Annotated in this window: 16 protein-coding genes; 8 read left to right on the top strand and 8 right to left on the bottom strand. The window is 73.5% G+C overall.

Features of this window, described 5'->3' with window-relative positions; all coding sequences use genetic code 11:
• Positions 1-59 precede the first annotated feature (59 nt).
• The 7 genes from N4G70_RS31215 to N4G70_RS31185 all read left to right on the top strand — a co-directional run bounded on the left by N4G70_RS31215 (position 60) and on the right by N4G70_RS31185 (position 10,276).
• Positions 60-338, top strand: a complete 279-nt coding sequence (locus N4G70_RS31215) for a YlxR family protein (protein ID WP_261716131.1) — start codon at positions 60-62, stop codon at positions 336-338.
• A gap of 149 nt (positions 339-487) precedes the next feature.
• Complete coding sequence (infB, locus tag N4G70_RS31210) at positions 488-3,622, top strand: translation initiation factor IF-2 (RefSeq protein WP_261716130.1); 3,135 nt, start codon at positions 488-490, stop codon at positions 3,620-3,622.
• Positions 3,623-3,800: 178 nt separating this feature from the next.
• Complete coding sequence (locus tag N4G70_RS31205; RefSeq protein ID WP_161248660.1) at positions 3,801-4,094, top strand: DUF503 domain-containing protein; 294 nt, start codon at positions 3,801-3,803, stop codon at positions 4,092-4,094.
• A gap of 33 nt (positions 4,095-4,127) precedes the next feature.
• Positions 4,128-4,565, top strand: coding sequence for a 30S ribosome-binding factor RbfA (gene rbfA / locus N4G70_RS31200; protein WP_261716129.1), 438 nt, complete (start codon positions 4,128-4,130; stop codon positions 4,563-4,565).
• Positions 4,566-4,567: 2 nt separating this feature from the next.
• Entirely contained in the window at positions 4,568-5,473 is a 906-nt protein-coding gene (truB, locus tag N4G70_RS31195; RefSeq protein ID WP_261716128.1) for a tRNA pseudouridine(55) synthase TruB, read from the top strand.
• A 187-nt stretch (positions 5,474-5,660) separates the two neighbouring features.
• Positions 5,661-9,233 (top strand): serine protease, encoded by a 3,573-nt coding sequence (locus N4G70_RS31190; RefSeq protein ID WP_261716127.1) that lies wholly within the window; start codon positions 5,661-5,663, stop codon positions 9,231-9,233.
• Positions 9,234-9,277: 44 nt separating this feature from the next.
• Entirely contained in the window at positions 9,278-10,276 is a 999-nt protein-coding gene (locus N4G70_RS31185; RefSeq protein WP_261716126.1) for a bifunctional riboflavin kinase/FAD synthetase, read from the top strand.
• Here N4G70_RS31185 and N4G70_RS31180 read toward each other — a convergent pair.
• The 8 genes from N4G70_RS31180 to eccE form a co-directional block, all read right to left on the bottom strand.
• Positions 10,273-11,265 carry an ABC transporter ATP-binding protein gene (locus N4G70_RS31180; RefSeq protein ID WP_261716125.1) on the bottom strand — a complete coding sequence of 331 codons (993 nt, stop codon included), beginning with the start codon at positions 11,263-11,265 and terminating at the stop codon, positions 10,273-10,275. The genes N4G70_RS31185 and N4G70_RS31180 overlap by 4 nt on opposite strands.
• A complete protein-coding gene (locus N4G70_RS31175) occupies positions 11,262-12,230 on the bottom strand; it encodes an ABC transporter ATP-binding protein (RefSeq protein ID WP_261716124.1) in 969 nt (322 codons plus the stop codon). Before N4G70_RS31175 ends, N4G70_RS31180 begins: the two co-directional genes overlap by 4 nt.
• The gene (locus N4G70_RS31170; RefSeq protein WP_261716123.1) at positions 12,227-13,135 is read right to left on the bottom strand and encodes an ABC transporter permease; all 909 of its coding nucleotides are present in this window, start codon (positions 13,133-13,135) and stop codon (positions 12,227-12,229) included. The genes N4G70_RS31175 and N4G70_RS31170 overlap by 4 nt, the downstream gene beginning before the upstream one ends.
• On the bottom strand, positions 13,132-14,199 hold the full coding sequence (locus N4G70_RS31165) for an ABC transporter permease (protein ID WP_261716122.1): 1,068 nt from the start codon (positions 14,197-14,199) through the stop codon (positions 13,132-13,134). The genes N4G70_RS31170 and N4G70_RS31165 overlap by 4 nt, the downstream gene beginning before the upstream one ends.
• A 3-nt stretch (positions 14,200-14,202) precedes the next feature.
• The gene (locus N4G70_RS31160) at positions 14,203-16,050 is read right to left on the bottom strand and encodes an ABC transporter substrate-binding protein (RefSeq protein ID WP_261716121.1); all 1,848 of its coding nucleotides are present in this window, start codon (positions 16,048-16,050) and stop codon (positions 14,203-14,205) included.
• A gap of 218 nt (positions 16,051-16,268) precedes the next feature.
• Positions 16,269-20,087, bottom strand: coding sequence for an SCO5717 family growth-regulating ATPase (locus N4G70_RS31155; RefSeq protein ID WP_261716120.1), 3,819 nt, complete (start codon positions 20,085-20,087; stop codon positions 16,269-16,271).
• Between the two features lie 363 nt (positions 20,088-20,450).
• Entirely contained in the window at positions 20,451-21,185 is a 735-nt protein-coding gene (locus N4G70_RS31150; protein WP_261716119.1) for a hypothetical protein, read from the bottom strand.
• Complete coding sequence (eccE, locus tag N4G70_RS31145; RefSeq protein ID WP_261716118.1) at positions 21,185-22,546, bottom strand: type VII secretion protein EccE; 1,362 nt, start codon at positions 22,544-22,546, stop codon at positions 21,185-21,187. The genes N4G70_RS31150 and eccE overlap by 1 nt, the downstream gene beginning before the upstream one ends.
• A gap of 180 nt (positions 22,547-22,726) precedes the next feature.
• On the opposite strand from eccE, the gene eccB reads away from it, so the two are divergent.
• Positions 22,727-24,253 (top strand): type VII secretion protein EccB, encoded by a 1,527-nt coding sequence (eccB, locus tag N4G70_RS31140; protein ID WP_261716117.1) that lies wholly within the window; start codon positions 22,727-22,729, stop codon positions 24,251-24,253.
• The last annotated feature ends 11 nt before the right edge of the window (positions 24,254-24,264 follow it).

Genomic DNA, 24,264 nt, shown 5'->3' with positions numbered 1-24,264 from the left:
ACAACCGTTCGATTTTTGCCCCCAAGGGGTGAGGTCGCTACGGGGAGGTAGACTTAAACGTGTCTGGCCGGACGCACGCCCGCGCCTGCCCTGAGCGAACCTGCGTGGGATGCCGGGAGCGAGCGGCCAAGAGCGATCTGCTGCGCATCGTGGCGGTCGAGGGTGCTTGCGCCCCCGATCCTCGCGGTACGCTGCCCGGCCGGGGTGCGTACGTCCACCCCGCCTCGGTCTGTCTCGACCAGGCGGTCCGCCGCCGGGCGTTCTCCCGGGCCTTCAGGGTCCAGGAAGCGCTCGACACCGCGGACCTGCGGAAGTACGTCGAGCAGGCCGCAACGTAAGAAAGAAGTACGGCACGGAATCCCGTGCGGTCAGGTACCTCGCGAGTTGGAAGTAGGTCGAGATTGCGATGAGCACTCGATGAGTACGCGATGAGTACGCCCATGAAGTAGCGACGGTCCGGCGGTAACCCGGACCTAAAAGGAGCGAAGTGGCTAAGGTCCGGGTATACGAACTCGCCAAGGAGTTCGGAGTGGAGAGCAAGGTCGTCATGGCCAAGCTCCAAGAACTCGGTGAATTCGTCCGTTCGGCGTCCTCGACGATCGAGGCGCCGGTTGTACGCAAGTTGACTGACGCACTGCAGGGGCCCGGCGGCAACGCCGGCAAGTCCGCTGCGAAGCCCGGCGCGCCCCGCAAGGCCGCGCCCGCCAAGCCCGCGGCCCCCGCCGCGGCACGTCCCGCTGCCCCCAAGCCCGGCGCACCGGCCCCCAAGCCGGCCCCCGCCGCGCCTGCGGCCCCGGCCGAGCCGGTCACGCCGGCGGCCCCGGCGAGCAGCACCCCCTCCACGGCTCCGGCCGCCTCGGGCCCCCGCCCGGGCCCGAAGCCCGCACCGGCCAAGCCGGCCCCGGTCACCCCGGTGCCCGCCGCCGAGTTCTCGGCTCCGGCTCCGGCCCAGCCCGCGGCGCCCCAGGCTCCGCGTCCCGCCGGCGCCACCCCCGGCCCGCGTCCCGCAGCCCGTCCGGCCCCGGCCGCCGGTCAGCGTGACGGTGGCCAGCGCGACGCCGGCCAGCGCGACGGTGGCCGTGGCGGCGACCGTCCGGCCCGCCCCGCGGGTCAGGGCGCTCCCCGCCCGGGCGGTGCCCGTCCGGCCGGTCCGCGTCCCGGCAACAACCCCTTCACCTCGGGTGGCTCCACCGGAATGGCGCGCCCGCAGGCGCCCCGTCCCGGCGGCGGCGCGCCCCGTCCCGGCGGTGCCGGTGCCCCCGGTGGCGCCCCGCGTCCGCAGGGCGGCCCCGGCGGCGCTCCGCGTCCCCAGGGTCAGGGCGCAGGCCGTCCGAGCCCGGGTGGCATGCCCCGTCCGCAGGGCGGCGCCCCGCGCCCGGGTGGTGCTCCCGGCGGTAACCGTCCCAACCCCGGCATGATGCCGCAGCGTCCGGCCGCGGCTCCGCGTCCCGGTGGCGGCCCCGGTGGCCGTGGTCCCGGTGGCCCCGGTGGCCGTCCGGGTGGCGGCGCCGGTCGTCCCGGTGGTGGCGGCGGCTTCGCCGGCCGTCCGGCCGGTCCCGGTGGCGGCGGTCGTCCCGGTGGCGGTGGCGGCTTCGGCGGTCCCCGTCCGGGTGGCGGCGCTCCCGGTGGTGGCGGCGGCTTCGGCGGTCGTCCCGGTTTCCAGGGCCGTCCCGGTGGCCCGGGTGGCCGCGGTGGCACGCAGGGTGCCTTCGGCCGTCCCGGCGGGCCCGCCCGTCGTGGTCGCAAGTCGAAGCGTCAGAGGCGCCAGGAGTACGAGGCCATGCAGGCCCCGTCGGTGGGCGGCGTCATGCTGCCCCGTGGCAACGGACAGTCCGTCCGCCTGTCGCGCGGTGCCTCGCTGACCGACTTCGCCGAGAAGATCGGCGCCAACCCGGCGTCGCTCGTCGGCGTGATGATGAACCTCGGCGAGATGGTCACTGCCACGCAGTCCGTCTCCGACGAGACGCTGAAGCTCCTCGCGGACGAGATGAACTTCATCCTCGAGATCGTCAGCCCCGAGGAGGAGGACCGCGAGCTGCTCGAGTCCTTCGACATCGAGTTCGGTGAGGACGAAGGTGGCGAGGAGTCCCTCGTCGCGCGTCCGCCGGTCGTGACCGTCATGGGTCACGTCGACCACGGTAAGACCCGCCTTCTGGACGCGATCCGCAAGACGAACGTCGTTGCGGGCGAGGCCGGTGGCATCACGCAGCACATCGGTGCGTACCAGGTCGCCACCGAGGTCAACGGCGAGGACCGCAGGATCACCTTCATCGACACCCCGGGTCACGAGGCGTTCACCGCCATGCGTGCCCGTGGTGCCAAGTCCACCGACATCGCGATCCTCGTGGTGGCGGCGAACGACGGTGTGATGCCCCAGACGATCGAGGCGCTGAACCACGCCAAGGCGGCCGACGTGCCGATCGTGGTCGCGGTCAACAAGATCGACGTCGAGGGCGCGGACCCGACCAAGGTGCGCGGTCAGCTCACCGAGTTCGGTCTGGTGGCCGAGGAGTACGGCGGCGACACGATGTTCGTCGACATCTCCGCCAAGCAGGGCCTCAACATCGAGTCCCTCCTGGAGGCCGTCGTCCTCACCGCCGACGCCTCGCTCGACCTGCGGGCCAACCCGGAGCAGGACGCGCAGGGCATCGCGATCGAGTCCCACCTGGACAAGGGCCGCGGCGCCGTCGCGACCGTCCTGGTCCAGCGCGGCACCCTGCGGGTCGGCGACACGATGGTCGTGGGCGACGCCTACGGCCGTGTGCGCGCCATGCTCGACGACAAGGGCGAGAACGTGGAAGAGGCGGGTCCCTCGACCCCGGTCCTCGTCCTCGGTCTCACCAACGTCCCGGGCGCCGGCGACAACTTCCTGGTCGTCGACGAGGACCGTACGGCCCGTCAGATCGCCGAGAAGCGTGCCGCCCGTGAGCGCAACGTCCGCTTCGCCCGCAAGGGTGTGCGGTTCTCCCTGGAGAACCTGGACGAGGCCCTCAAGGCCGGTCTGGTGCAGGAACTCAACCTCATCATCAAGGGCGACGCGTCCGGTTCGGTGGAGGCCCTGGAGGCCTCGCTGCTCCAGCTCGACGTCGGCGACGAGGTCGACATCCGCGTCCTGCACCGCGGTGTGGGTGCGGTCACCGAGTCCGACATCAACCTGGCGACCGGCTCCGACGCCATCGTCATCGGCTTCAACGTCCGCGCTGCGGGCCGCGCGGCGCAGATGGCGGAGCGCGAAGGCGTCGACGTCCGGTACTACTCGGTCATCTACCAGGCGATCGAAGAGATCGAAGCGGCCCTCAAGGGCATGCTCAAGCCGGAGTACGAAGAGGTCGAGCTCGGCACGGCGGAGATCCGCGAGATCTTCCGCTCGTCCAAGCTGGGCAACATCGCCGGTGTCCTGGTCCGGTCGGGCGAGGTCAAGCGCAACACCAAGGCGCGCCTGCTGCGCGATGGCAAGGTCATCGCGGAGAACCTCAACATCTCGGGTCTGCGTCGCTTCAAGGACGACGTCACCGAGATCCGCGAAGGCTTCGAGGGCGGTATCAACCTCGGAAACTTCAACGACATCAAGATCGACGACGTCATCGCGACGTACGAGATGCGCGAGAAGCCGCGCGGCTAGTCCGTGCAGCCGATCCGTACCCCGGGAGGCCCGGCCTCCTGAGGAACGAAAGTCGGGGCCGATCGGCGGGAAGGTATTTCCGTCGATCGGCCCCGGCCGTTCCGGTACGGTTCTTGATGTCCCTGCCAAGGCTTTGGCGGGGTCCTCTAACCCGTACCGGCGGGACATCCGGACATCCATGTATGTGGGGACGCTGTCCTTCGATCTGCTCCTCGGCGACGTACGGTCGCTGAAGGAGAAACGCTCCGTCGTCCGGCCGATCGTCGCCGAGCTCCAGCGCAAGTTCGCGGTGAGCGCGGCCGAGGTCGGCGACCAGGATCTGCACCGCAGGGCCGAGATCGGCCTCGCGGTGGTGTCCGGGGAGACGGGGCACCTCACGGACGTACTCGACCGGTGCGAGCGGCTCGTCGCCGGCCGGCCCGAGGTGGAGCTGCTGTCGGTCAGACGCAGGCTCCACAGCGACGAAGACTGAACACCGAGCAAGGCTTGAGAAGGAGTAGGACCAGTGGCCGACAACGCGCGGGCGAAGAAGCTGGCGGACCTCATCCGGGAGGTGGTGGCCGAGAAGCTGCTGCGTGGCGTCAAGGACCCGCGCCTCGGAACGCATGTGACGATCACCGACACCCGGGTCACCGGCGACCTGCGGGAGGCCACGGTCTTCTACACGGTGTATGGGGACGACGAGGACCGGGCCGCCGCCGCGGCCGGCCTGGAGAGCGCCAAGGGCGTCCTGCGCTCCGCGGTCGGCTCCGCCGCCGGCACCAAGTTCACGCCCACCCTGACGTTCATCGCGGACGCGCTCCCCGAGAACGCCAAGACCATCGAGGACCTCCTCAACAAGGCGCGGGCCTCGGACGCCGCGGTGCGCGAGGTGTCCTCGGGCGCCCAGTTCGCGGGCGACGCCGACCCGTACAAGAAGCCCGGCGACGAGGACGACGCCTGAGCATGAGCACCGCAGCAAAGACGCCCGACGGGCTTGTCATTGTCGACAAGCCGTCGGGCTTCACTTCGCACGACGTCGTGGCCAAGATGCGCGGCATCGCCAAGACCCGCCGCGTGGGCCACGCGGGCACCCTCGACCCGATGGCGACCGGTGTGCTCGTCCTGGGCGTCGAGCGGGCCACCAAGCTGCTCGGGCACCTCGCCCTGACCGAGAAGGAGTACCTCGGTACGATCCGGCTCGGCCAGGACACCATCACCGACGACGCCGAGGGCGAGATCATCTCGTCCACCGACGCCTCCCGGGTGACCCGCGAGGGCATCGACGCGGGCGTCGCGGAGCTGACCGGCGCCATCATGCAGGTGCCGTCCAAGGTCTCCGCGATCAAGATCGACGGCAAGCGGTCCTACGCGCGGGTGCGCGGCGGCGAGGAGTTCGAGATCCCGGCCCGCCCGGTGACCGTGTCCTCGTTCCGGGTCTACGACGTCCGCGAGGCCGTCGCCGAGGACGGCACGCCCGTCATCGACCTGGTCGTCTCCGTCGTCTGCTCCTCCGGCACCTACATCCGCGCCCTGGCCCGCGACCTCGGGGCCGGGCTCGGCGTCGGCGGTCACCTCACCGCGCTGCGCCGCACCCGCGTCGGCCCCTACGGCCTGGACGCGGCCCGCACCCTGGACCAGCACCAGGAATCGCTCACCGTGATGCCGGTCGCCCAGGCCGCGGCCGCCGCCTTCGCCCGCTGGGACGTGGACGCGCGCCGCGGTTCGCTGCTGCTCAACGGCGTCCGCCTGGACATGCCGGACGAGTACGAGACCGGCAGGGCGGTCGGGGTGTACGGGCCCGACGGGACGTTCCTGGCGCTGGTCGAGAGCCAGAAGGGCAAGGCCAAGAGCCTGGCCGTGTTCGGCTGAGACGCCCCCCCACCGTGGAGCGGGCGGGCCGGCCCGCTCCACGATCCCCCTCGCAAGGGGTCTATCCGCGCCACCCCGGTGATTCACCCCATCGAGCAGGCGCTCGGAGTGAACGACGGGAGCACAGGGGGGCGCTTTGCCGTGACGTCCTTCTCGGGCGGATCACCCCAGAACTACCGTTTCGGACATGCGACGCGGGGCGGGGGACGAGGGCGGCGAGACGCTCGTACGGATCTGTGATCTGGCCGGACGGACCCGGGGGACCGGCTTCGTCGCCGACGACCGGGGCACCGTCGTCACCAGTCACGAGGCCGTCGACGGTCTGAGCAGAGTCGTGCTGCACGCCCCCGGCGACCGCACCTGGCTGGCCGAGGCCGATGATCTCGACCCGCTCCCCGAGGCGGGCCTCGCCCTGGTGCGCACCGACGGGCTCGGGGTGCGGCCGCTGCCCATCTCCGCGCGGACCGGGATCGGGGCGGGCAGCTATGTCCGGGTCGCCGCCCACGGCTGGCGCGAAGCGCGCGTACTGGGCACCTCGCCCGTCACCTACACCGCCACCGACCGCTTCCATCTCCTGGGCGGCGTACTGGAGTTGGCGATCGGCACGGCGGGCAGCGAGGCCATGCGGCTCGGCGGGGTGGCCAGCGGCGGTCCCGTCGTCGACACCACGACGGGCGCCGTCCTCGGCGTCGTCGGCACCGCGCTGCACGCCTCGCACCAGGCGTCCGGTTTCGCGATGCCGCTGCGCGCCGAACAGGGCCCGCTCGCCGAACTCCTGCGGCGCAACGCCGCCACCGTGCCCGCCTACGGGGCCGATCTGAACCTGGCGGGCGCACTCCAGCTCACCGCCACCTCCGTGGGCTCCGCCGGCGGCCCCCGCAGGGGGCGCGAGCCCGTCGAACGGCCTTCCACACTCCGGGAGTTGGACGCCTTCGCCGCAGGGGACGCCCTTGTGCTCGGGCTCGTCGGAGACCCCGGCACCGGGCGCACCACCGAACTCGCCGCGCTCGCGGGCCGCCGGGCGCGCGGCGCCGAACCCGCGCCGACCGTATGGCTGCGCGGCGCCGACCTCCGGTGCGACGACACCTCCCTCGCCGACGCCGTCTCCCGCGCCCTCGCCCACGCGGCCCGCATCGTCGCCGCCCCGGCGGAACGGGGCGAGCAGGCGGCCACCCCCGACCGGGTGGCGCGACTGGCGCGCGAGGCCGGGCGGCCGCTGCTCGTCCTGCTCGACGGACCCGAGGAGATGCCGCCCGTCCTCGCCCACCGCCTCGCCGCCTGGACCGCCGCGACGGTGGAGTGGCTCGCCGCGGCCGGAGCGCGGATGGTCGTCGCCTGCCGGCCCGAGCACTGGGAACAGGCGGGCGCGCACTACCCCGGGGGTGCCCTGCATCCGGCCCGGCTGCCCCGCCTCCCGGACGGCGTGCACATCGGCGACCTCGGGCGCGAGGAGGCCGCCCGGGCGCGCGAGCGCTACGGCCTCGCGGACGGCGTGCTCGGCGAGCGCGACGCGCGGCACCCCCTGACGCTGCGGCTTCTCGCCGAGGTGCGGGCCGCGCTGCCCGCCGAGGTCGAGGGCGCTCCGGAGCGCGAGGAGGTCTTCGCCGCCCACCTGGACCTGATGTGCCTGCGGATCGCGGTCCGCGTCGCTGCCTCCGCCCGGCCGCCCGTGCGCGGCAGCGCGGTGCGACGCCTGGCGGCACGCGTCGCCGGGCAGGTCCACGAGGCGGCCCGCCGCTGTCTGGGCCCGGGCCAGGGCGAACTCGACCGCGAGTCGTTCGAGGAGATCTTCCCGTGGCGTACGGGATCGGCCTCGGCGGTCCTCACCGAAGGGCTGCTGGTGCCCGCCGGAGCCGGCTACCGCTTCGCCCACGAAGAGCTCGCCGACTGGGTGCAGGCGGCCCATCTCGACCTGGACGCCGCCCTGTACGCGCTGGTGCACCGCTGGTACGACGAGAGCGACCCCGCCGCCGTCGTCAAGCTCCCCTCGCGCCCCGCCGTCAGCGCCGTACCCGAGGGCCATGTGCCACCGCCGCCGGGCTCGGGGCCCGCCCCCACCGAGCGCACCCTGCCGGTGCCCCGGCATCGCATCGGGCCCGTCCTGGAAGCCATGCTGCTGCTCGGCAGCCATCAGGGATCAACCCAACTCGTCCTGAAACTCAAGGAGTTGGTGGACGTTCTGGACCGCACGCCCCACGCGTCCGCCGCCCACGACCGGCTCGCGGACGCCCAGTGGTGGGCGGTCCACCTCCTAGCCGAGACCCTGCTGCGCGTTCCCGACGTACGCCCCTACCAGGAGGTGCTGCGGCTGCTCGCGGACCGGATCACCCGCCGGTCCCTGCGTGAGGGAGGGCCCGCCGGGCTCGGGCCATTCGGCGCGTTCGGGGCGTGGTTCTGGACGCGGCTGAGGGTCGGCGACGACCTGCGCCTCGAACTGCTGCGCCGTCTGGTGCCGGCCGACGGGGTGCCGGGGGCCGCGCCGGACTGGGAGCGCTACCTGGACGCGGCCGACCGTCGCCTCACCGCCCAGCCCCGGGACGTACAGCCGCTGTTGTGCCGCTGGTTCACCGACGAGACGCCGCTGCCCGTGGCGCCGGGGGCGACGGTGCGGCCCACTGTCGCGCGGGCCGCGCAGGCCCTGCTGTACGCGCGCCGGGCGCTGGCCGTCGACGACCTCACCGAGGTGCTGGTGGCGACACCCCACGCATGCGCCGAGGAACTCCTCGCCCAGCTCGCCGAGGACGAACCGTCCGCGCTGTGCCGGGCCGTGGACCGCTGGGCCCACGACGACCGGCCCGAACGGCGCGCCGCGGCCGCCGCCCACGGGCCGCGCGTCGCGCTCGGCATCCGCACCCCCGCCGATCGCGACCTGCTGCGCTACGCGGCGCTCGCGCTGCTCGCGCGCCCCGGGGACGCCGCCCTGCACGGCGCCGCGCTCGCCCTCCTGGTGCGCGACCCGGCGACCCGCGCCCGCTACCTCGACCGGGCGCTGGCCGCGTACACCGCGGGCGATCCCGCCGTGCCCACCTCCGCGCTCGCCGCCGCCCTCACCACCCACCCCGAGCCCGTCATCGCCGCTCTGCGGGCGCGGCTGCACCGGGGCGGCGCGGGGGCCACCGACGTCCTCGACGCGCTCGCCGGGATCACCACCCCGGCGCTGGCCCGCCGCGCCGCGGCCCTGGTCCAGGAACACACCGGGCGCCACCCCGAGGCGGCCCACGACGCGGCGGCCTTCGTGGACCGGCGCCTCGCTGACGGCCCGGCGGCCCGCGCCGTGCTCTTCCCGATGGTGACCAGCCTGCTGCGCGACCCCGCCCACCCCGTCCGCCACGCGCTGGCCCCCGTCCTCGCCGCGCCCGGCACCGCGGCCTCCCGGCCGCTGCGGGCCGAACTGCTCGACGTGCTCCTCGCCTTCGAGCGCCAGGCGTCGCGCGGTCCGGCCGTGGCCGACGCCCTGCTCACCGCCGCCGCCCATGGCTCGGGGGAGCGGGCCGAGGCGCGCACCCGCGACCTCGTCCACCGCACCGGGCTCCTCCTCGCCCGTACGCCCGAGGGCGCGGCCCGCTTCGAGGAGCGCCTGGTCGAGCTCTGCCAGGAGGTGCCGGGCTTCGCCGCGCAGGTCGCGCGATGGCTGTGCGAAGCTCCCCACGAGTGGGCCGCGGTGGTCGGTCCCGGCGCCCGTCGCGCGGTGGAGACGCTGGGCAGTCCCATGCCGATGCGATCCCGGGCCGCCGGGCATGGCAGTCTTAGACCTGCATGACGCGTAAGGGTCAACGACGTACACGGGTTCGAGGAGCGGTCACAGTGCAGCGCTGGCGTGGCTTGGAGGACATCCCGCAGGACTGGGGACGCGCTGTTGTCACCATCGGGTCCTACGACGGGGTGCACCGCGGACACCAGCTGATCATCGGGCGGGCCGTGGAGCGCGCCCGCGAGCTGGGCGTGCCGTCCGTCGTGGTCACCTTCGACCCGCACCCCAGCGAGGTCGTGCGCCCCGGCAGCCACCCGCCGCTGCTCGCCCCGCACCACCGGCGCGCCGAACTGATGGCGGAGCTCGGCGTGGACGCCGTGCTGATCCTCCCCTTCACCAGCGAGTTCTCGAAGCTCTCCGCGGCCGACTTCGTGGTCAAGGTGCTGGTCGACAAGTTGCACGCCAAACTCGTCGTCGAGGGCCCCAACTTCCGCTTCGGGCACAAGGCGGCGGGCAACGTCGAGGTCCTTGCCGAGCTCGGCCGGATGTACGACTACGAGGTCGAGGTCATCGACCTGCGGGTGCGCGGCGAGGCGGGCGGCGGCGAGCCGTTCTCCTCCACGCTGACCCGCCGCCTGGTCGCCGAGGGCGACATCGAGGGTGCCGCCGAGATCCTCGGCCGCCCGCACCGCGTCGAGGGCGTCGTCGTGCGCGGCGCCCAGCGCGGCCGCGAGCTCGGCTACCCGACGGCCAACGTCGAGACTCTGCCGCACACCGCGATCCCCGCCGACGGCGTCTACGCGGGCTGGCTGACGGTCCCCACGCTCCCGGCCTCGCCCGAGCAGGGGGGACTCCCCTCCGGCGAGCGGATGCCCGCGGCCATCTCGGTCGGCACCAACCCGCAGTTCGACGGCACCGAGCGCACGGTGGAGGCGTACGCCATCGACCGCGTGGGCCTCGACCTGTACGGCCTGCACGTCGCCGTCGACTTCCTCGCCTATGTGCGGGGCATGGCCAAGTTCGACTCCATCGAGGACCTCCTGGAAGCGATCGGCAACGACGTGAAGCGGTCCACCGAGCTGATCGAGGCGTACGACGCCCGGCGCGCCTAGGCTCCGGTGCGGGCCGCCGCCCAGTGGCAGGCGACCCGCGCCGCGGTGCCGCCCGCCAGGACCGGCAGGTCCTCGGTGCGGCAGCGGTCCGCGACGCCCGCCCGCTCCGCCTCGCCCGAGGCCAGGACCTGGCAGCGGGCATGGAAGCGGCAGCCGCCCGGGACGCGCGAGGGGTCCGGGGGCTCGCCGGTGAGCACCACCGGATCGCCCGGCGACTCCGGCAGGACCGACAACAACGCCTGGGTGTACGGGTGTTGAGGGTGCGTCAGCACATCCTCGACGGGGCCCGTCTCCACGATGCGGCCCAGATACATCACCGCCACCCGGTCCGCGATGTTCCACGCCAGACCCAGGTCGTGGGTCACCACCAGCGCGGACAGGCCGAGCTCGTCCCGCAGGCGCAGCAGCAGCGCCAGGATCTCGCCGCGCACCGACGCGTCCAGGGAGGCCACCGGCTCGTCGGCGACGATCAGTTCGGGGTCCAGGACCAGCGCGCCCGCGATCACCACGCGCTGGCGCTGGCCGCCCGACAGCTCGTGCGGATAGCGCAGGAAGAACCGCTCCGGTGGGCGCAGCCCGGCCCGTGACAGCGCACGGGCCACCAACTCCCGCTCATCGCCCGGGGATCCGTGGATGCGCAACCCCTCGGCGACCGCGTCGTACACGGTGTGCCGGGGGTTGAGCGAGCCGCTCGGATCCTGGAGGACCAACTGCACCCGCCTGCGGTACGCCTTGAGGGCGCGGGCGTGCCGGTCGAGGGGGCTGCCGTCGAAGGCCACCGTGCCGGCGGTCGGCGCGACCAGGCCGAGCAGGGTGCGGGCGAGCGTCGTCTTGCCGCAGCCCGACTCGCCGACCAGGGCGACGATCTCGCCCCGCCCGACGGTGAGTTCGACGCCGTCGACCGCCCGGGCCGGCGGGGCGCCGCGCCGCCCGGGGAAGGCGACGCGCAGCGCGGACGCGGCGAGCAGCGGGGCCTCGGTGGTGGTCATGCGGTGCTCCTCGACAGGGACCCGGCGTGCACACAGGCCGCCCGGTGTTCGGGGCCCGCCTCGCGCAGCGGCTGGTCGTCCCGGGCGCAGAGGTCGAGCGCGACCGCGCAGCGCGGGTGGAAGGCGCAGCCCGGTGGCAGGGCGGACGGATCGGGCGGGTCCCCCGGCAGGCCCCGGGGAGCCCGGCGCGAGGAGGGGTCGCCGACGCGCGGGAACGCGGCGGACAGGGCCCGGCCGTAGGGGTGTTGGGCGGCGGCGTGGACGGCGTGAGCCGGGCCCTCCTCGACGATGCGGCCCGCGTACATCACCGCGAGCCGGTCGCAGGTGTCGGCGAGGACCGCCAGATCGTGGCTGATCATCAGCAGGCTGATGCCCGTCTCGGCCACCAGCCGCTCGATCAGCCGCAGGATCTGGGCCTGGATCATCACGTCGAGGGCCGTCGTCGGTTCGTCCGCGACGATCAGTTCGGGCGTGCAGGCCAGCGCCATCGCGATCATCACCCGCTGGCGCTGACCGCCGGACAGCTCGTGCGGATAGGCGTGGGCGCGCGCGGCGGGAAGGCCGACCTGTTCGAGGAGTTCACCGACGCGGGCGCGGGCCCCCGCCGGGGTGGCCAGGCCGTGCAGCAGGATGGGCTCGGCGATCTGGTCACCGACGCGGTGCACCGCGTTCAGCGAGTGCATCGCCCCCTGGAAGACGATGGACGCCCCCGCCCAGCGGACCGCCCGCAGCCGCCCCCACCGCATCGCGAGCACGTCCTCGCCGTCGAGCAGCACCGAACCGCGCAGCACGGCCGACGCGGGCAGCAGCCTCAGGAGCGCCATCGCGAGCGTCGACTTGCCGCAGCCCGACTCGCCCGCCACGCCCAGCTTCTGGCCCGGCGCGATGGTGAGGTCCACGCCGCGCACCGCCGCCGCCCCGTTCCCGTACGTGACGTGCAGGTCCCTGATCTCCAGCAGACTCACCGGACCCCCAGCTTCGGGTTGAGGACGGTCTCGACGGCCCGGCCGCAGAGCGTGAAGGAGAGCGCCACCAGCGCGATCGCGATGCCGGGGGGCGCCAGATACCACCAGTGCCCCGAGGAGACCGCGCCCGCCTCACGGGCGTCCTGGAGCATCCCGCCCCAGGACACCACCGTCGGATCGCCCAGGCCCAGGAAGGCGAGGGTGGCCTCGGTGAGGATGGCGTTGGAGATGCCGAGGGTGGTCTGCGCGAGGACCAGCGGCATCACGTTCGGCAGCACGTGCCGGGACATGATGTGCCGGTGGCCGCCGCCGAGCGCGCGGGCCCGCTCGATGTAGGGGCGCGACTCCACCGCGATGGTCTGCGCGCGCACCAGCCTCGCCGTCGTCGGCCAGGACGTCACACCGATCGCCAGGATCACCGTCCAGACGCTGTGCGACATGACGGTGGCGAGCACGATCGCGAGGACCAGCGTCGGCATCACGAGGAACCAGTCGGTGATCCGCATCAGGGCCGTGGCGAGCCAGCCGCCGTAGTGCCCGGCGAGGATGCCGACCAGGGTGCCGATCGCCACGCTCAGCGCCGCGGCCAGCAGCCCCACCGCGAGCGAGATCCGGGCGCCCCAGACCAGCAGGCCGAGCAGCGAGCGCCCGAACTGGTCGGTGCCGAGCGGGAATTGGCCGCTCGGGGGCTCCAGGGCGGTGCCCGGCGCACTGGTCACGCTCTGCACGTCCGCGCCGACCGTGAGCGGCGCCGTCAGCGCGATCAGCGCGATGACCACCAGACCCGCCAGCCCGTACAGACCGGCCCGGTGGGCGCGGTAGGAGCGCCAGAAACGGGTGAGCGAGCCGCGCCGGCGCGCCCAGGCCAGCGAGCCGGCCCGGTCGGCGGCTGTCGTCGAGGTCATCGGCCCACCCTGGGATCGAGCAGCGGATAGAGCAGGTCGGCGAGGAGGTTCATCACGATCATGGCGCCCGCGAAGACCACGAACAGGCCCTGCACCAGCGGGAGATCGGGCACGCTCAGCGCCTGGTAGAACAGGCCGCCGAGCCCCGGCCAGGAGAACACCGTCTCCACCAGGATCGAACCGGCCGCAACATGACCGAGGTTGATGAAGAGCATCGTGACCGTGGGGAGCAGCGCGTTGGGCACCGCGTGGTGGCGGCGCACCGCGTCGTCGCGCAGGCCCTTCGCGCGGGCCGTCGTCAGATAGTCGCCGCCCATCTCGTCGAGCAGCGAGGACCGCATGACGAGCAGGGTCTGCGCGTACTGCACCGCGACCAGGGTGAGCACCGGCAGCACCATGTGGTGCGCCACGTCCAGGACGTACCCCATGCCGCTCGTGTCGCCCGACTCCATGCCCCCGGTCGGGAACAGGCCCGGGATCGGGCCCGCACCGACGGAGAACGTGATGATGAGCAGCAGCCCCAGCCAGAACGACGGCACCGACCACAGGGTGAGCGCGAGCGAGGTGTTGAAGCGGTCGCCGAGGCCGCCGCGCCGCCAGGCCGAGCGGGTGCCCAGCCAGATGCCGAGCGTCGAATACAGGACGACGGCCGTGCCGGTCAAAAGGAGCGTCGCCGGGAGCTTCTCGGCGATGAGCGAGCCGACCGGTGCGTGGAACTGGTAGGAGGTGCCCAGGTCCCCGGTCAGCGCCTTGCCGCAGTAGTCGGTGAACTGCCGCCACACCGGCAGGTCGAGCCCGAACTGGGCGCGCAGATTGGCCAGTTGCTCGGCCGAGACCTGCCGGCCGTGGGTCATGGTGCGGACCGGGTCGCCCGGGATGATCCGGAACAGGAAGAAGCTGGTGACGAGGACGGCGGCCAGCGAGACCACCGCCCCCGCCAGCTTGCCGCCCACGTAGCGCAGATAGCCGAGCGCCGGGCCCGCGGCCGCGCGACGGCGGCCGTGCGGCGCGGTGATCGCCTCGGCGACCACCCCGGGGGTGTCGGCCGAACTCGCGGTGGTCATCGGCTACTCGCGGTCGTCGGCGCCGGCGCGACGGCGCAGCACGAGGAAGGAGGCGAGCCCGGCCAGCACGATCGCACCCGCGACGATGCCGAGGACGACGCCCGCCGAGGAGCCCCCGCCCGGCTTCGCCCCCGCGCCGGCCGCCGGGACCGCCGACCACCAGCTCCAGTAGCCGTCCTGACCGTAGATGTTGCCCGCGGCCTCGGGCATCGTGGTGAGGGACCGGATCTGATCGGTGCGGTACGCCTCGACCGCGTTGGGGTACGCCATGACGTTCATGTACCCGGTGTCGTACAGCCGCGACTCCATCCGCTTGACCAGGTCCGCCCGCTTGGCGGTGTCGTACTCGGCCAACTGCTTCGCGTACAGCTCGTCGAACTGCCGGTCGCAGATGAAGTCGTCCGTCTGTCCGGTCGCCTTCGGGGTGGCGGGCAGCGCAGCGCAGGTGTGGATGGACAGGACGTAGTCCGGGTCGGGGTTGACCGAGTAGCCGTCCAGGGCCAGGTCGAACTCGCCGGCCGTCCACGGATCGGACACGTTGTCGACGCACCCCACCTCCAGCCCGATGCCGAGCTTGCCCCACCACTCCTGGAGGTACTTGCTCACCGCCTTGTCGTTGGGGTCGATGGCGTGGCACAGCAGCCGCAGACCGAGCGGCTTGCCGTCCTTGCCGACGCGCTTGCCGTCGGACCCCGTCCGGTAGCCCGCCTCGTCGAGCAGGGCCGCCGCCTTCGCCGGGTCGTACGCGATCTTCTGCTCCGGGGCCGGCTTCCAGAAGTAGTCGGCGAACCGGGGCGGGATGTAGCCCTCGCCCTCGACCGCGTGCCCCTGGAAGACCTTGTCGACGAGCGTCTTGCGGTCGACGGCCGCGAACAGGGCCCGGCGCACCCTGGGATCGAGCAGCGCCGGGTTGCCGTCGCCGAACTTCTTGCCGTCCCTGGACTGTGCGCCCGGGTTGGTGGCCAGCGCGAGGAAGCGCCTCCCGGGCGCGTCATTGACCTTGACGTGCGGCACCGACTTCAGCGAACTCGCCTGCGCGGGCGACAAGTTGGAGACGAAGGACACCTCGCCCTTCTGGAGCGCCGCGACCGCCGCGTCGTTGTCCTTGTAGTACTTGAAGACCAGCGCGTCGAACTTGGGCGCGCCCCGCCAGAAACCCTTGTTGGGCTTGAGCTTGATGTACTGGTCGACCTTGTAGTCGGTCAGGACGAACGGCCCGTTGCCGACGACGGGGAACGACTGATCGTTGTTGAACTTGCTGAAGTCGCCGACCTTCTCCCAGACGTGCCGGGGCACGATCGGCACGTCCAGGGCCGTCATCGTCGCCTGCGGCTTGGCGAGTTCGATGACGAGCGTCGTCGGATTGGGCGCGGTGACCTTCTTGAAGTTCGCGATGAAGCTGCCGTTGGCGGTCGCCGCGCCCTTGTCGGTCATCATCTTGGTGAACGTCCAGGCCGCGTCGTCGGCCGTGACCCGCTGCCCGTCGGACCAGTTCGAGTCCTCGCGGATCGTGTACGTCCACGTCAGCTTGGACGGCGACGCCTTCCAGGCGGTGGCGAGGCCCGGGACGGCATGGCCGTCCTTGGGGTCGTAGTTCGTCAGGTACTCGTACATCAGCCGGTGCACACTGCTGGTGATCAGGCGCTGGGCGAGGAAGGGGCTCAGGGAGTCGACGCTCTGCGAGACGGCGACGGTGAGGACCTTCTCGCCGCCCTTGGCGTCATCGGCCGCCGCGCCCTGGGCGGGGACCACGGCCCCGGCCGCCAGCGCGAGGGTGGCGGCGCCCCCGGCCATCAGGCGGCGGATCCGCGACGGTCGCACGGTCTTGCGCGATGGAACTGTTCTTGCCATGGGACGGTGACCTCGCGTCATCACTCGCACGGAAAAGCAGGGTTGATCGCAGGTGGAGCGCCGGGGAAGAGGAGGTGGCGGCCGGTGTGGGCGCAGGTCTACCAGCGGTGGTCTAGACGTGTCAACGGCGCCTCGCAGGCCATTTGGTCTGCGAAAACACCGAAGGGCCCGCACCGTGGGAACGGTGCGGGCCCTCATTGGTCGAGTCCTCTGACGCCTTACTGCTGAGGGGCTGACGGCGGCTGCGGAGCGTGCCCGGCGCCGTCCTCGGCCGGAGGCTGGGGCTGCTGCGTCTGCCAGCCGGCGGGGGGCTGGGGAGCACCGGGGTAAGGCTGGCCCGGCTGCGCCGGAGGCATCTGCCCCGGCTGTCCGGGCTGGCCCGGAGGCATCTGTCCCGGCTGTCCGGGCTGGATCCCGTACGGCTGACCGGGGTAGGGCTGGCCCGGCTGCGGCTGGCCCTGGGGCGGGAAGGGCTGCCCCGGTTGCGGTTGCTGCGGTTGCGCCTGCGCCTGCTGCGGGAACGGCTGGCCCGGCGCGGGCTGCCCCTGGGCCGGGTAGGGCTGACCGGGGTAGGGACCGGGCTGGGCCGCACCGGGCTGGGGCTGTTGCTGAGGCTGGGCCTGGGCCTGAGGCTGGCCGGGCGGGTAGGGCTGGCCCGGCTGCTGCTGCGGATGTGTCTGCGGCTGAGGCTGGGCCTGGCCCGGGAACGGCTGCCCGGGGTAAGGGCCGGGCTGTCCCTGGCCGGGGAACGGCTGGGCGGGTGCGCCCTGTTGGCCCGGCATCGGCGGGGCCATGTGCGGCGGCGGGTTGAGACCGTCACCGGTCCACAGCCCCTGCTGCTGCTGGGCCCGTACGAAGTCCTCGGCCACCATCGCCGAGAGGTTGAAGTACGCCTCCCTCGTCTTGGGCCGCATCATGTCGAGGTCCACTTCGGCGCCCGCCGCCAGGTGCTCGTCGAACGGCACCACGACCACACCGCGGCAGCGCGTCTGGAAGTGCTGGACGATGTCGTCCACCTTGATCATCTTTCCGGTCTCGCGAACGCCCGAGATGACGGTGATGGAACGCTGCACGAGGTCGGCGTAGCCGTGCGCGGAGAGCCAGTCGAGCGTGGTCGAGGCGCTGGAGGCGCCGTCCACGGACGGCGTCGAGATGATGATCAACTGATCGGCGAGGTCGAGCACACCGCGCATCGCCGAGTACAGCAGGCCCGTACCCGAGTCGGTGAGAATGACCGGGTACTGCTTGCCCAGGACGTCGATCGCGCGGCGGTAGTCCTCGTCGTTGAACGTCGTGGACACGGCCGGGTCGACGTCGTTCGCGATGATTTCGAGACCGGACGGCGCCTGCGAGGTGAAGCGGCGGATGTCCATGTACGAGTTGAGGTACGGGATCGCCTGGACCAGGTCGCGAATGGTGGCCCCGGTCTCCCGGCGCACCCGGCGGCCGAGCGTGCCGGCATCCGGGTTGGCGTCGATCGCCAGGATCTTGTCCTGCCGCTCGGTGGCCAGGGTCGCGCCGAGCGCGGTCGTGGTGGTCGTCTTGCCGACGCCGCCCTTGAGGGAGATGACCGCGATGCGGTAGCAGGACAGGACGGGCGTACGGATGAGGTCGAGCTTGTGCTGCCGCTCGGCCTCCTCCTTCTTGGCCCCGAACTTGAAGCGCGCGGCTCCCGCGGCCGGGCCTCGACTGCTCTTCGGCTTCGGCTTGTTGTTGCGCAGCAGCCGGTCCGAGGACAGCTCGACGGCGGCCGTGTACCCGAGCGGGGCACCCGGCATCGACCGCTCCCGCTGGTCGTGCGCCATGGGCGAGGGCCAGGCGGCCCCGGCCCGGGGGTCGGCGGGCGGCGCGGCCTGATGCGGCTGGGGGTTGGCAGGCCCCTGCGGGTCGGCCTGCTGCCACTGCGGGTCCGGCTGGCCGGGGTGGCTCTGCGGGTTCTGCGAGCCGGGCAGGCCGGGCTGGCCGGGGTGGCCGGGGTGGCCCTGCGGGTTCGGCTGGCCCTGGGCGTGCGGCTGACCGGGCTGCGGGAGGCCACCCTGCTGAGGGAAGCCGCCCTGCGCGGGCGCCGGCGCGGGGGCGGGCTGCGCCTGGGGCTGGGGTGCGGTCGGGGGGTTGGCGGCGGGGTTGGGGAAGCCGTAACCCCCTTGCTGCTGGGGCGAGTTGGGGCCGGGCTGCGCTTGGGGCTGGGCGGCGGCCGGGGGGCTGGCGGCCTGGTGCGGGAAGCCGTAGCCACCCTGTTGGGCAGCGGCGGCCGTGGCGTCGGCGGGTGCGGCTCCCTGGTGGGGGAAGCCGTAGCCCCCCGGCTGGGCGGCGGCGTCGGCGGGCGCGGGAGCCTGGTGCGGGAAGCCGTATCCACCCTGGTGGGCAGGGGCAGGGGCAGGGGCCTCGGGTGCGGGGCTCTGGTGTGGGAAGTCGTAACTGCCTTGCGGGGCAGGGGGATTGGGGGCGGGCGGTGGCGTGACGCCCTGCTGACCCTGGGGTCCCTGCTGTCCCTGGTGGGGGAAGCCGTAGCCGCCCTGCTGCTGGGGCTGCTGGGGCTGCTGGGGCTGCTGGGGCGCCGGGGCGGCCGCGCCGGGGAACTGGCCCGGGGTCGGCTGAGCCTGAGGCTGCGCCGGCCACTGCGGTGCGGCGGGGGGCGACGCGGGCTGGAACGCCGGAGGCAGCGGAGGCAGCCCGGTCGGCTGCGGTCCGGCCGTCGCGGCCCACGGCTGACCGGTCGGGGGCGCGTCCTGGGGCTCGGGAGCGGCAACGGGCGCGTCCGGAACGGCGTTTGCGCCAGGAACGGCGTCCGCTACCGGAACGGCGTCCGCTACCGGAACGGCGTCCGCGACCGGGACGGCGTCCTCGAACACCGGGGCCTGGCTCGGCTCCGGGCTCATGGGCTCGGGCGAGGCGTCGGCGGGTGCAGCGTCGGCCGGTACGGCGTTCGTGGGTACGGCGTCCGCCGGGACGTCGTCGGCGGGCTCGGGGGTGGCGGGGGCCAGGGTCGGCTCGTGCGCCGTGGCGGTCGACGCCGTGTCCTGGAGGGGGGAGGCATCCGAATCGTCGGTCGTGGCCTCGGGCGCCTCGGATGTCTCAGATGCCTCGGGCGTCTCGTCGGCATCGCGCGTCTCAACCGCCTCGGGCGCCTCGGGCGCCTCGGACGTCCTCTCGTCACCGGCCGGCGCCACGGACGTACCGCTGGACTGCTCGCCGGGGGAGGCGATGAGGTAACCGGACTCGCCGGGTTCATCCGGGTTCTCGGAGTCCGCCGGGGCCGCCGAGTCGCCGGAGCGCGATGCGTCCGGCGCCTGCGTGTCCGACGACTCCGCGGAGTCCCACGGGTCCCACGCCGCCGGGTCGTTCGCCTCGGCGGGGGACTCGGATGCCTCGGTGGAGGCCGCCTCGGCGGGCCCGGAAGCCTCTGCCTCGGGCACCTCGTGCGCCTCCGGCGTCACGACGGACGGCTCACCGGCACTCGCGGCCGGGGTCGGGGCCGGGGCCGCGGAAGGGGCCGGGCTCGACGCGGGCACGGCTTCGCCGCGGGCCGCGGCCGCAGCCGCTTCCAACTGCTCGAACTCCCGCTTCAGCGCGGTGGGCGAGAAGCGCATCGTCGCGCCGCTCTCGATGTCACCGTTGCCGAAGCCCTCGCCGTCGTCCATGGGCCGGCCGGCCTCGGGTGCCTGCGGGGCGGGAGCCGGCGGCACCGGGAAGACGGGCGGGGGAGTGGCCGATGCCGAGTGCGCCGGGGCCGGAGGCGGGGGCGTGACGGGCCAGTTCGGCTGGAAGCCGCCGGCCTGCGGAAGGCCGGGCACGTTCAACGGCGCACCGGTCGGCGGCGGGAGCGGCGGCAGCGGAGCCTCCGGGGCGCTCTGCTCACCGGCGGGCGGGGCCGGGGTCGATGTCGGGGCGGGCGGGGTGTCCTGCGCGCCCTGGGTGTACCAGGCGGGCGGGGTGTAGTCGATGGTGAACTCACCCGTGGTCTCGGGATCGGCGTCGGACCGATTCTCGTCGCGCGCGTTCCCGCCGGTGCGGAACTGGTCCTGGTCGCTGTTCACCGGTTTCCTTTCGTTTCGCCTGTGACCGGGTGTAGGCCGTGGGTTTCATTGGCATGTACGAGCGGGGGTGGGGCAGCCCCTGTGCGATGGGCGCGGAGTCGTGCGCGGTCGCCCGCCCCCTGCTCCACCGCGAGTGCCGCGTCGTCCGGAACGTATGGACCGCGCACTCTCGCCGTGGAGTCCCTGCCCCCGGTCCGTCCCACCCTAATCGTCGGCAATACCGGCGCGGCAGGCCCGGCCGCCCCGAGCCCCTGTCCCTTTCGTCACCCTCGCCTCACGAAGGGCGTCGAAGTGACCGCCCGGGGGCGGAACTCAGGGGGCAAACCGGTCGCAAGGGGTCAACTCGCTCCGCTGTCCCGTGGTTCAGTCGACCCGTCGGGCGTTCCCCAACAATCCGGTCTCGGTGTCGGTCGCCTGCGTCATCGCGAAGGAGCGGTCCCGCTCGTTGCACCACAGGGTCACTCCGTCGGCGAGCGTCGAGAGTGTTTCCTGTTCGGCCCGCGGCAGATTCAGGATGCGGCCCAGCTGCCCGGCCTCGTCCGGGGAGACCCGCTGCACGCCGACGAGCCGCGCCTGCCGGACGAGCCGGGGCGCGACCGGGCTGACATAGGGCAGCAGCGTGAGCACCGCCCGCCAGGGCGCCGACACCACCCGCCCGCGTGGCGGACGCATCCCGCAGTCGCGCACCACGAGCACCGGCTCCCCGGCCGAGGCGCCGAGCGGGGGCACCCGGCCCACGTCGTGCACGGTCATGCCGCTCTGGCTGGCGATCGCGTGCACCAACTGCGCCCAGGCTCCCGGCCGGCCGGTCTCCACCGCGACCCGCACACCGGTCGCGGCCGCCCGCAGCGCGAGCACCTGCGCGGTCCAGAGTCCGCCGATCAGCACGATGTCGTACGCGGTCGGTCTGCTCACCCCGAGCACCGCGGGCCGCCCCTCGGTGTCCACCCCGACGACCACCCCGTCGTCACCGATGGGCAGCGCCAGGGTGTCCAGCTGCTCGGTGGGCAGGGTGTGGCGGCGGTGGCGGGGGCCGATGAGGCCGAACCCGGTGCGCGGGTCGCGACGCGGGGCCGGCGCGGGAGTCGTCGTCGCCATCAGCGGGCACCTCCGAACGGCAGGGTGGCCAGCATGCCGGGCAGTTGCTCGTGGTCCAGCCGTACAAGACCGGCCTTCGCCTCGCGCGCCGAACGCTCCAACTCCCGCCGCGCCGCGTCCAGTTCGGCCTCGCCGCGGCCGGTCACCCGCAGATGCCCGCTGAGCCCGCTCTCGCCGGTGCCGGCCGGGGTGAGGGTGAGGCTGAAGGTGGTGGCGAGCGCGGGAACCGCGGTGAGCAGGGCCACGAGGTGCGGCAGCCCGCCGGCCGTGGAGTCCGCGTCGACCCTGGGCCAGCGGCGCACCCAGTACGTGGTGTGCCGGCGGTTGTCGCAGCGCCAGGAACGGCTCGACTCCTCGGTGCGCCGCTGGGGCGCCTCGGCCCGGCCCGCCTGCGCGGTGACCAGCGGATTGGCGCAGGCCGAGGTCGCCACGGCCTCCGCCAGCTCCTCCTCGGTCAGCACCGTGGCGCGCAGGCCCGCCCCGGTGAGCCGGCTCGCGAGGTGGAGCGCGGCCCGCGCCACGCACTTCTGGGCGCCTTCGAGACCACCACCGCGCGCGGCCACCGCCTCCGGGCACAGCAACGGGTCGAGCTTCAGCGCGACCCAGGTGATACGGACCGCCGGAGTGGAGGTCCGGGCGTGCAGCGGCGCGTAGTTGGTGACGGCCAGCGACTGCTGGGGCAGCCGAAGGGCGGGCGCGGGCTGGGTGTGCAGCACGATCTGCGCGGATTCGAGGCGGATGTCGTCGACTTCGAGCGCGTCGCGCACCAGCCGTATCGGAAGTGGGCGCCGGCCGCGCTCCGCACGCAGCGCCGTCGCCTCCGACTCCACCTGGAGGACGACGGTGAGGAAGCCGCCGTCGCCGATCATCCCGATCGGCCGCCGGTCGCGGTCCCCGTGGCTGTAGGTGCGCAGCGCGGGGTCGCATTCCACGGCCGGAGCCAGGCCCGGCAGTGTGCCGGGCGCCACGACGGCGGCTGTCGCGCGCCGCCGCCGGACCCGCAACGCCCAGGCGGTGCCCAGCCGTTCGGGCAACGAGCGCCCTCGGTGGCGTACCAGCGCGAGCAGTACGAGGGCCGTCGCGACGATCCCGGCGGGCACGAGCGCCATCATGTCCACGACCCCTGCGGCGAGCAGCAGGGCGGCGGCGCACTCGATCAGCAGGAGTTGTTGCATACGAAACGAACCCAGGCGTCCGGAGCGCGACTTGAGGCGCGGTGTCACCGCACCCACGGCGCCCGGCGAGGGTGTTCCCCGCCGCGCCGGGGCCGGCCGCGCGGGCGTACCCGACCGCGGATCCACGCTGTTCGAAGGGCGTGAGCCCGCGCGGAAGCGTGAGCGCGTCCCTGTCGGCGAAACCATCCCCGAACCCCCCGGCCCCTCGAAAACCCCTGGCCAGTAGGGCCCTTGAGGACCCGGTCACCCTACCCGCCCCGGACGTACGATCACGTAACAGGCATAGTAGGGGGCCGGTCTGACAACGACGGGCGCGGGACGGGCTCCCCAGGAGCCGCTCGGGGACAACGGAGAACGCGGACACTCATGGCATCACGGCGGGACGAGCTCAACGCGTACACCTTCGCGAAGCGTCGCACGCTCGCGTCGTTCATCCAGCCCTCGCCGACGGGCTCGGAAGAGGGGGCCCCGCGTCCGCTGCGGGCCGTGCTGCCGGGCGCCGTCATGGCGGTGGTGCTGCTCGCCGCGTTCGGGGCGTGGGGGATGTTCAAGCCCGCCGCGCCGCCCGGCTGGGACACCCCCGGCGAGAAGGTGATCATCGCCAGCAAGTCCACCACCCGCTATGTCGTCCTGACCACCGACGGCACCAAGGAGCTGCACCCCGTCCTCAACATGGCGTCCGCGAAACTCCTGCTCGACCCGAACAAGGGCCAGGTCGTCAACGTGGACGAGTCCGTCCTGGACAAGGGCTCACTGCCCCATGGCGCCACGCTCGGCATCCCGTACGCCCCCGACCGGCTGCCCTCTCCAGAGGAGGCCGGGGCCGCCAAGCGCTGGGCGGTCTGCGAGCGCCCCGGTGACGGGGGCCGCGCCATCCAGAAGGCCGCGTTCGTCCTCGCCGACCGCGACAGGAGCCGCACGGACGGCGCCGAGCGGCTGACCGGCGGCGAGCTGATGTACGTGGTGGGCGCCGAGGACAGGACCCGCTACGTCGTCGACGCGCGGGGCACCAAGTACCCGGTCGGCTCCGACGAACTCCTGCTGCGCGCCCTGGTCGGCGCGGGCCGTGAACCCGAGAGGGTGTCCAAGGAGTGGCTGGACACCCTCCGTTCGGGCGACCCGGTCGCGTTCCCCTCCGTCGAGGGAGCGGTCGGCGCCCCCGCGGGGGTTCCCGGCACCCTGCCCCGTGAGGCGAACCGGATCGGCATGGTCCTGCGGGCGCCCAACGGCGCCGGCGCCCAGTACTACCTCGTCCAGCGCGGCAAGGTCTCGCCGGTCTCCGACTTCACCGCGAAGCTGCTCCTCAACAGCCGCCAGCTGGGCGGCCTTCTGACGACCGGCCGCGCGATGGAGACCAACGCCTCCCCCTTCACGCCCGAGACGGCCGAGTTCCCGGCCGGGCGCGACTGGCCGCGCGAACTGCCGGTGGCCGTCAACGCCGCGGGCACCGTCGGCGGCGGCCGCACCACGGTCTGCAACGTGCTGCGGGACGTCGACAAGGGCACCGGCGCCACCACCCTGAGCACCTGGGCCGGCACCGACTTCCCCGCGCCGCTGCCCACCGGTTCCAGCAGCGCGTATGTGACACCCGGATCCGGCCAGCTCTTCCGCCAGATCCAGGGCTCCCAGACCACGGCCGGAGGCGTCTTCCTGGTCACCGACACGGGCCTGCGCTACGCCATGCAGTCCAACAGCGACAGCGCCGCCGGGGACTCGGGCGCGGGGCTGACCGCCGAGCAGCGCAAGCAGCTCGACCAGGAGGCCCAGCAGGCCCAGACGCGGCTCGGCTACGCCAAGACCGAGCCGGCCCCGATCCCGATGACCTGGTCCACCTTCCTGCCCACCGGACCCCGCCTGTCGACCGGGGCGGCCCGCCAGCCCCAGGGCTCCTGAGGGGCGGTACG

The organism is Streptomyces sp. ASQP_92, from assembly GCF_025399895.1.
Classification (GTDB): domain Bacteria; phylum Actinomycetota; class Actinomycetes; order Streptomycetales; family Streptomycetaceae; genus Streptomyces.
Note: the sequence above shows the minus strand (reverse complement) of the source record. Positions and strands in the feature narration are given on the sequence as shown.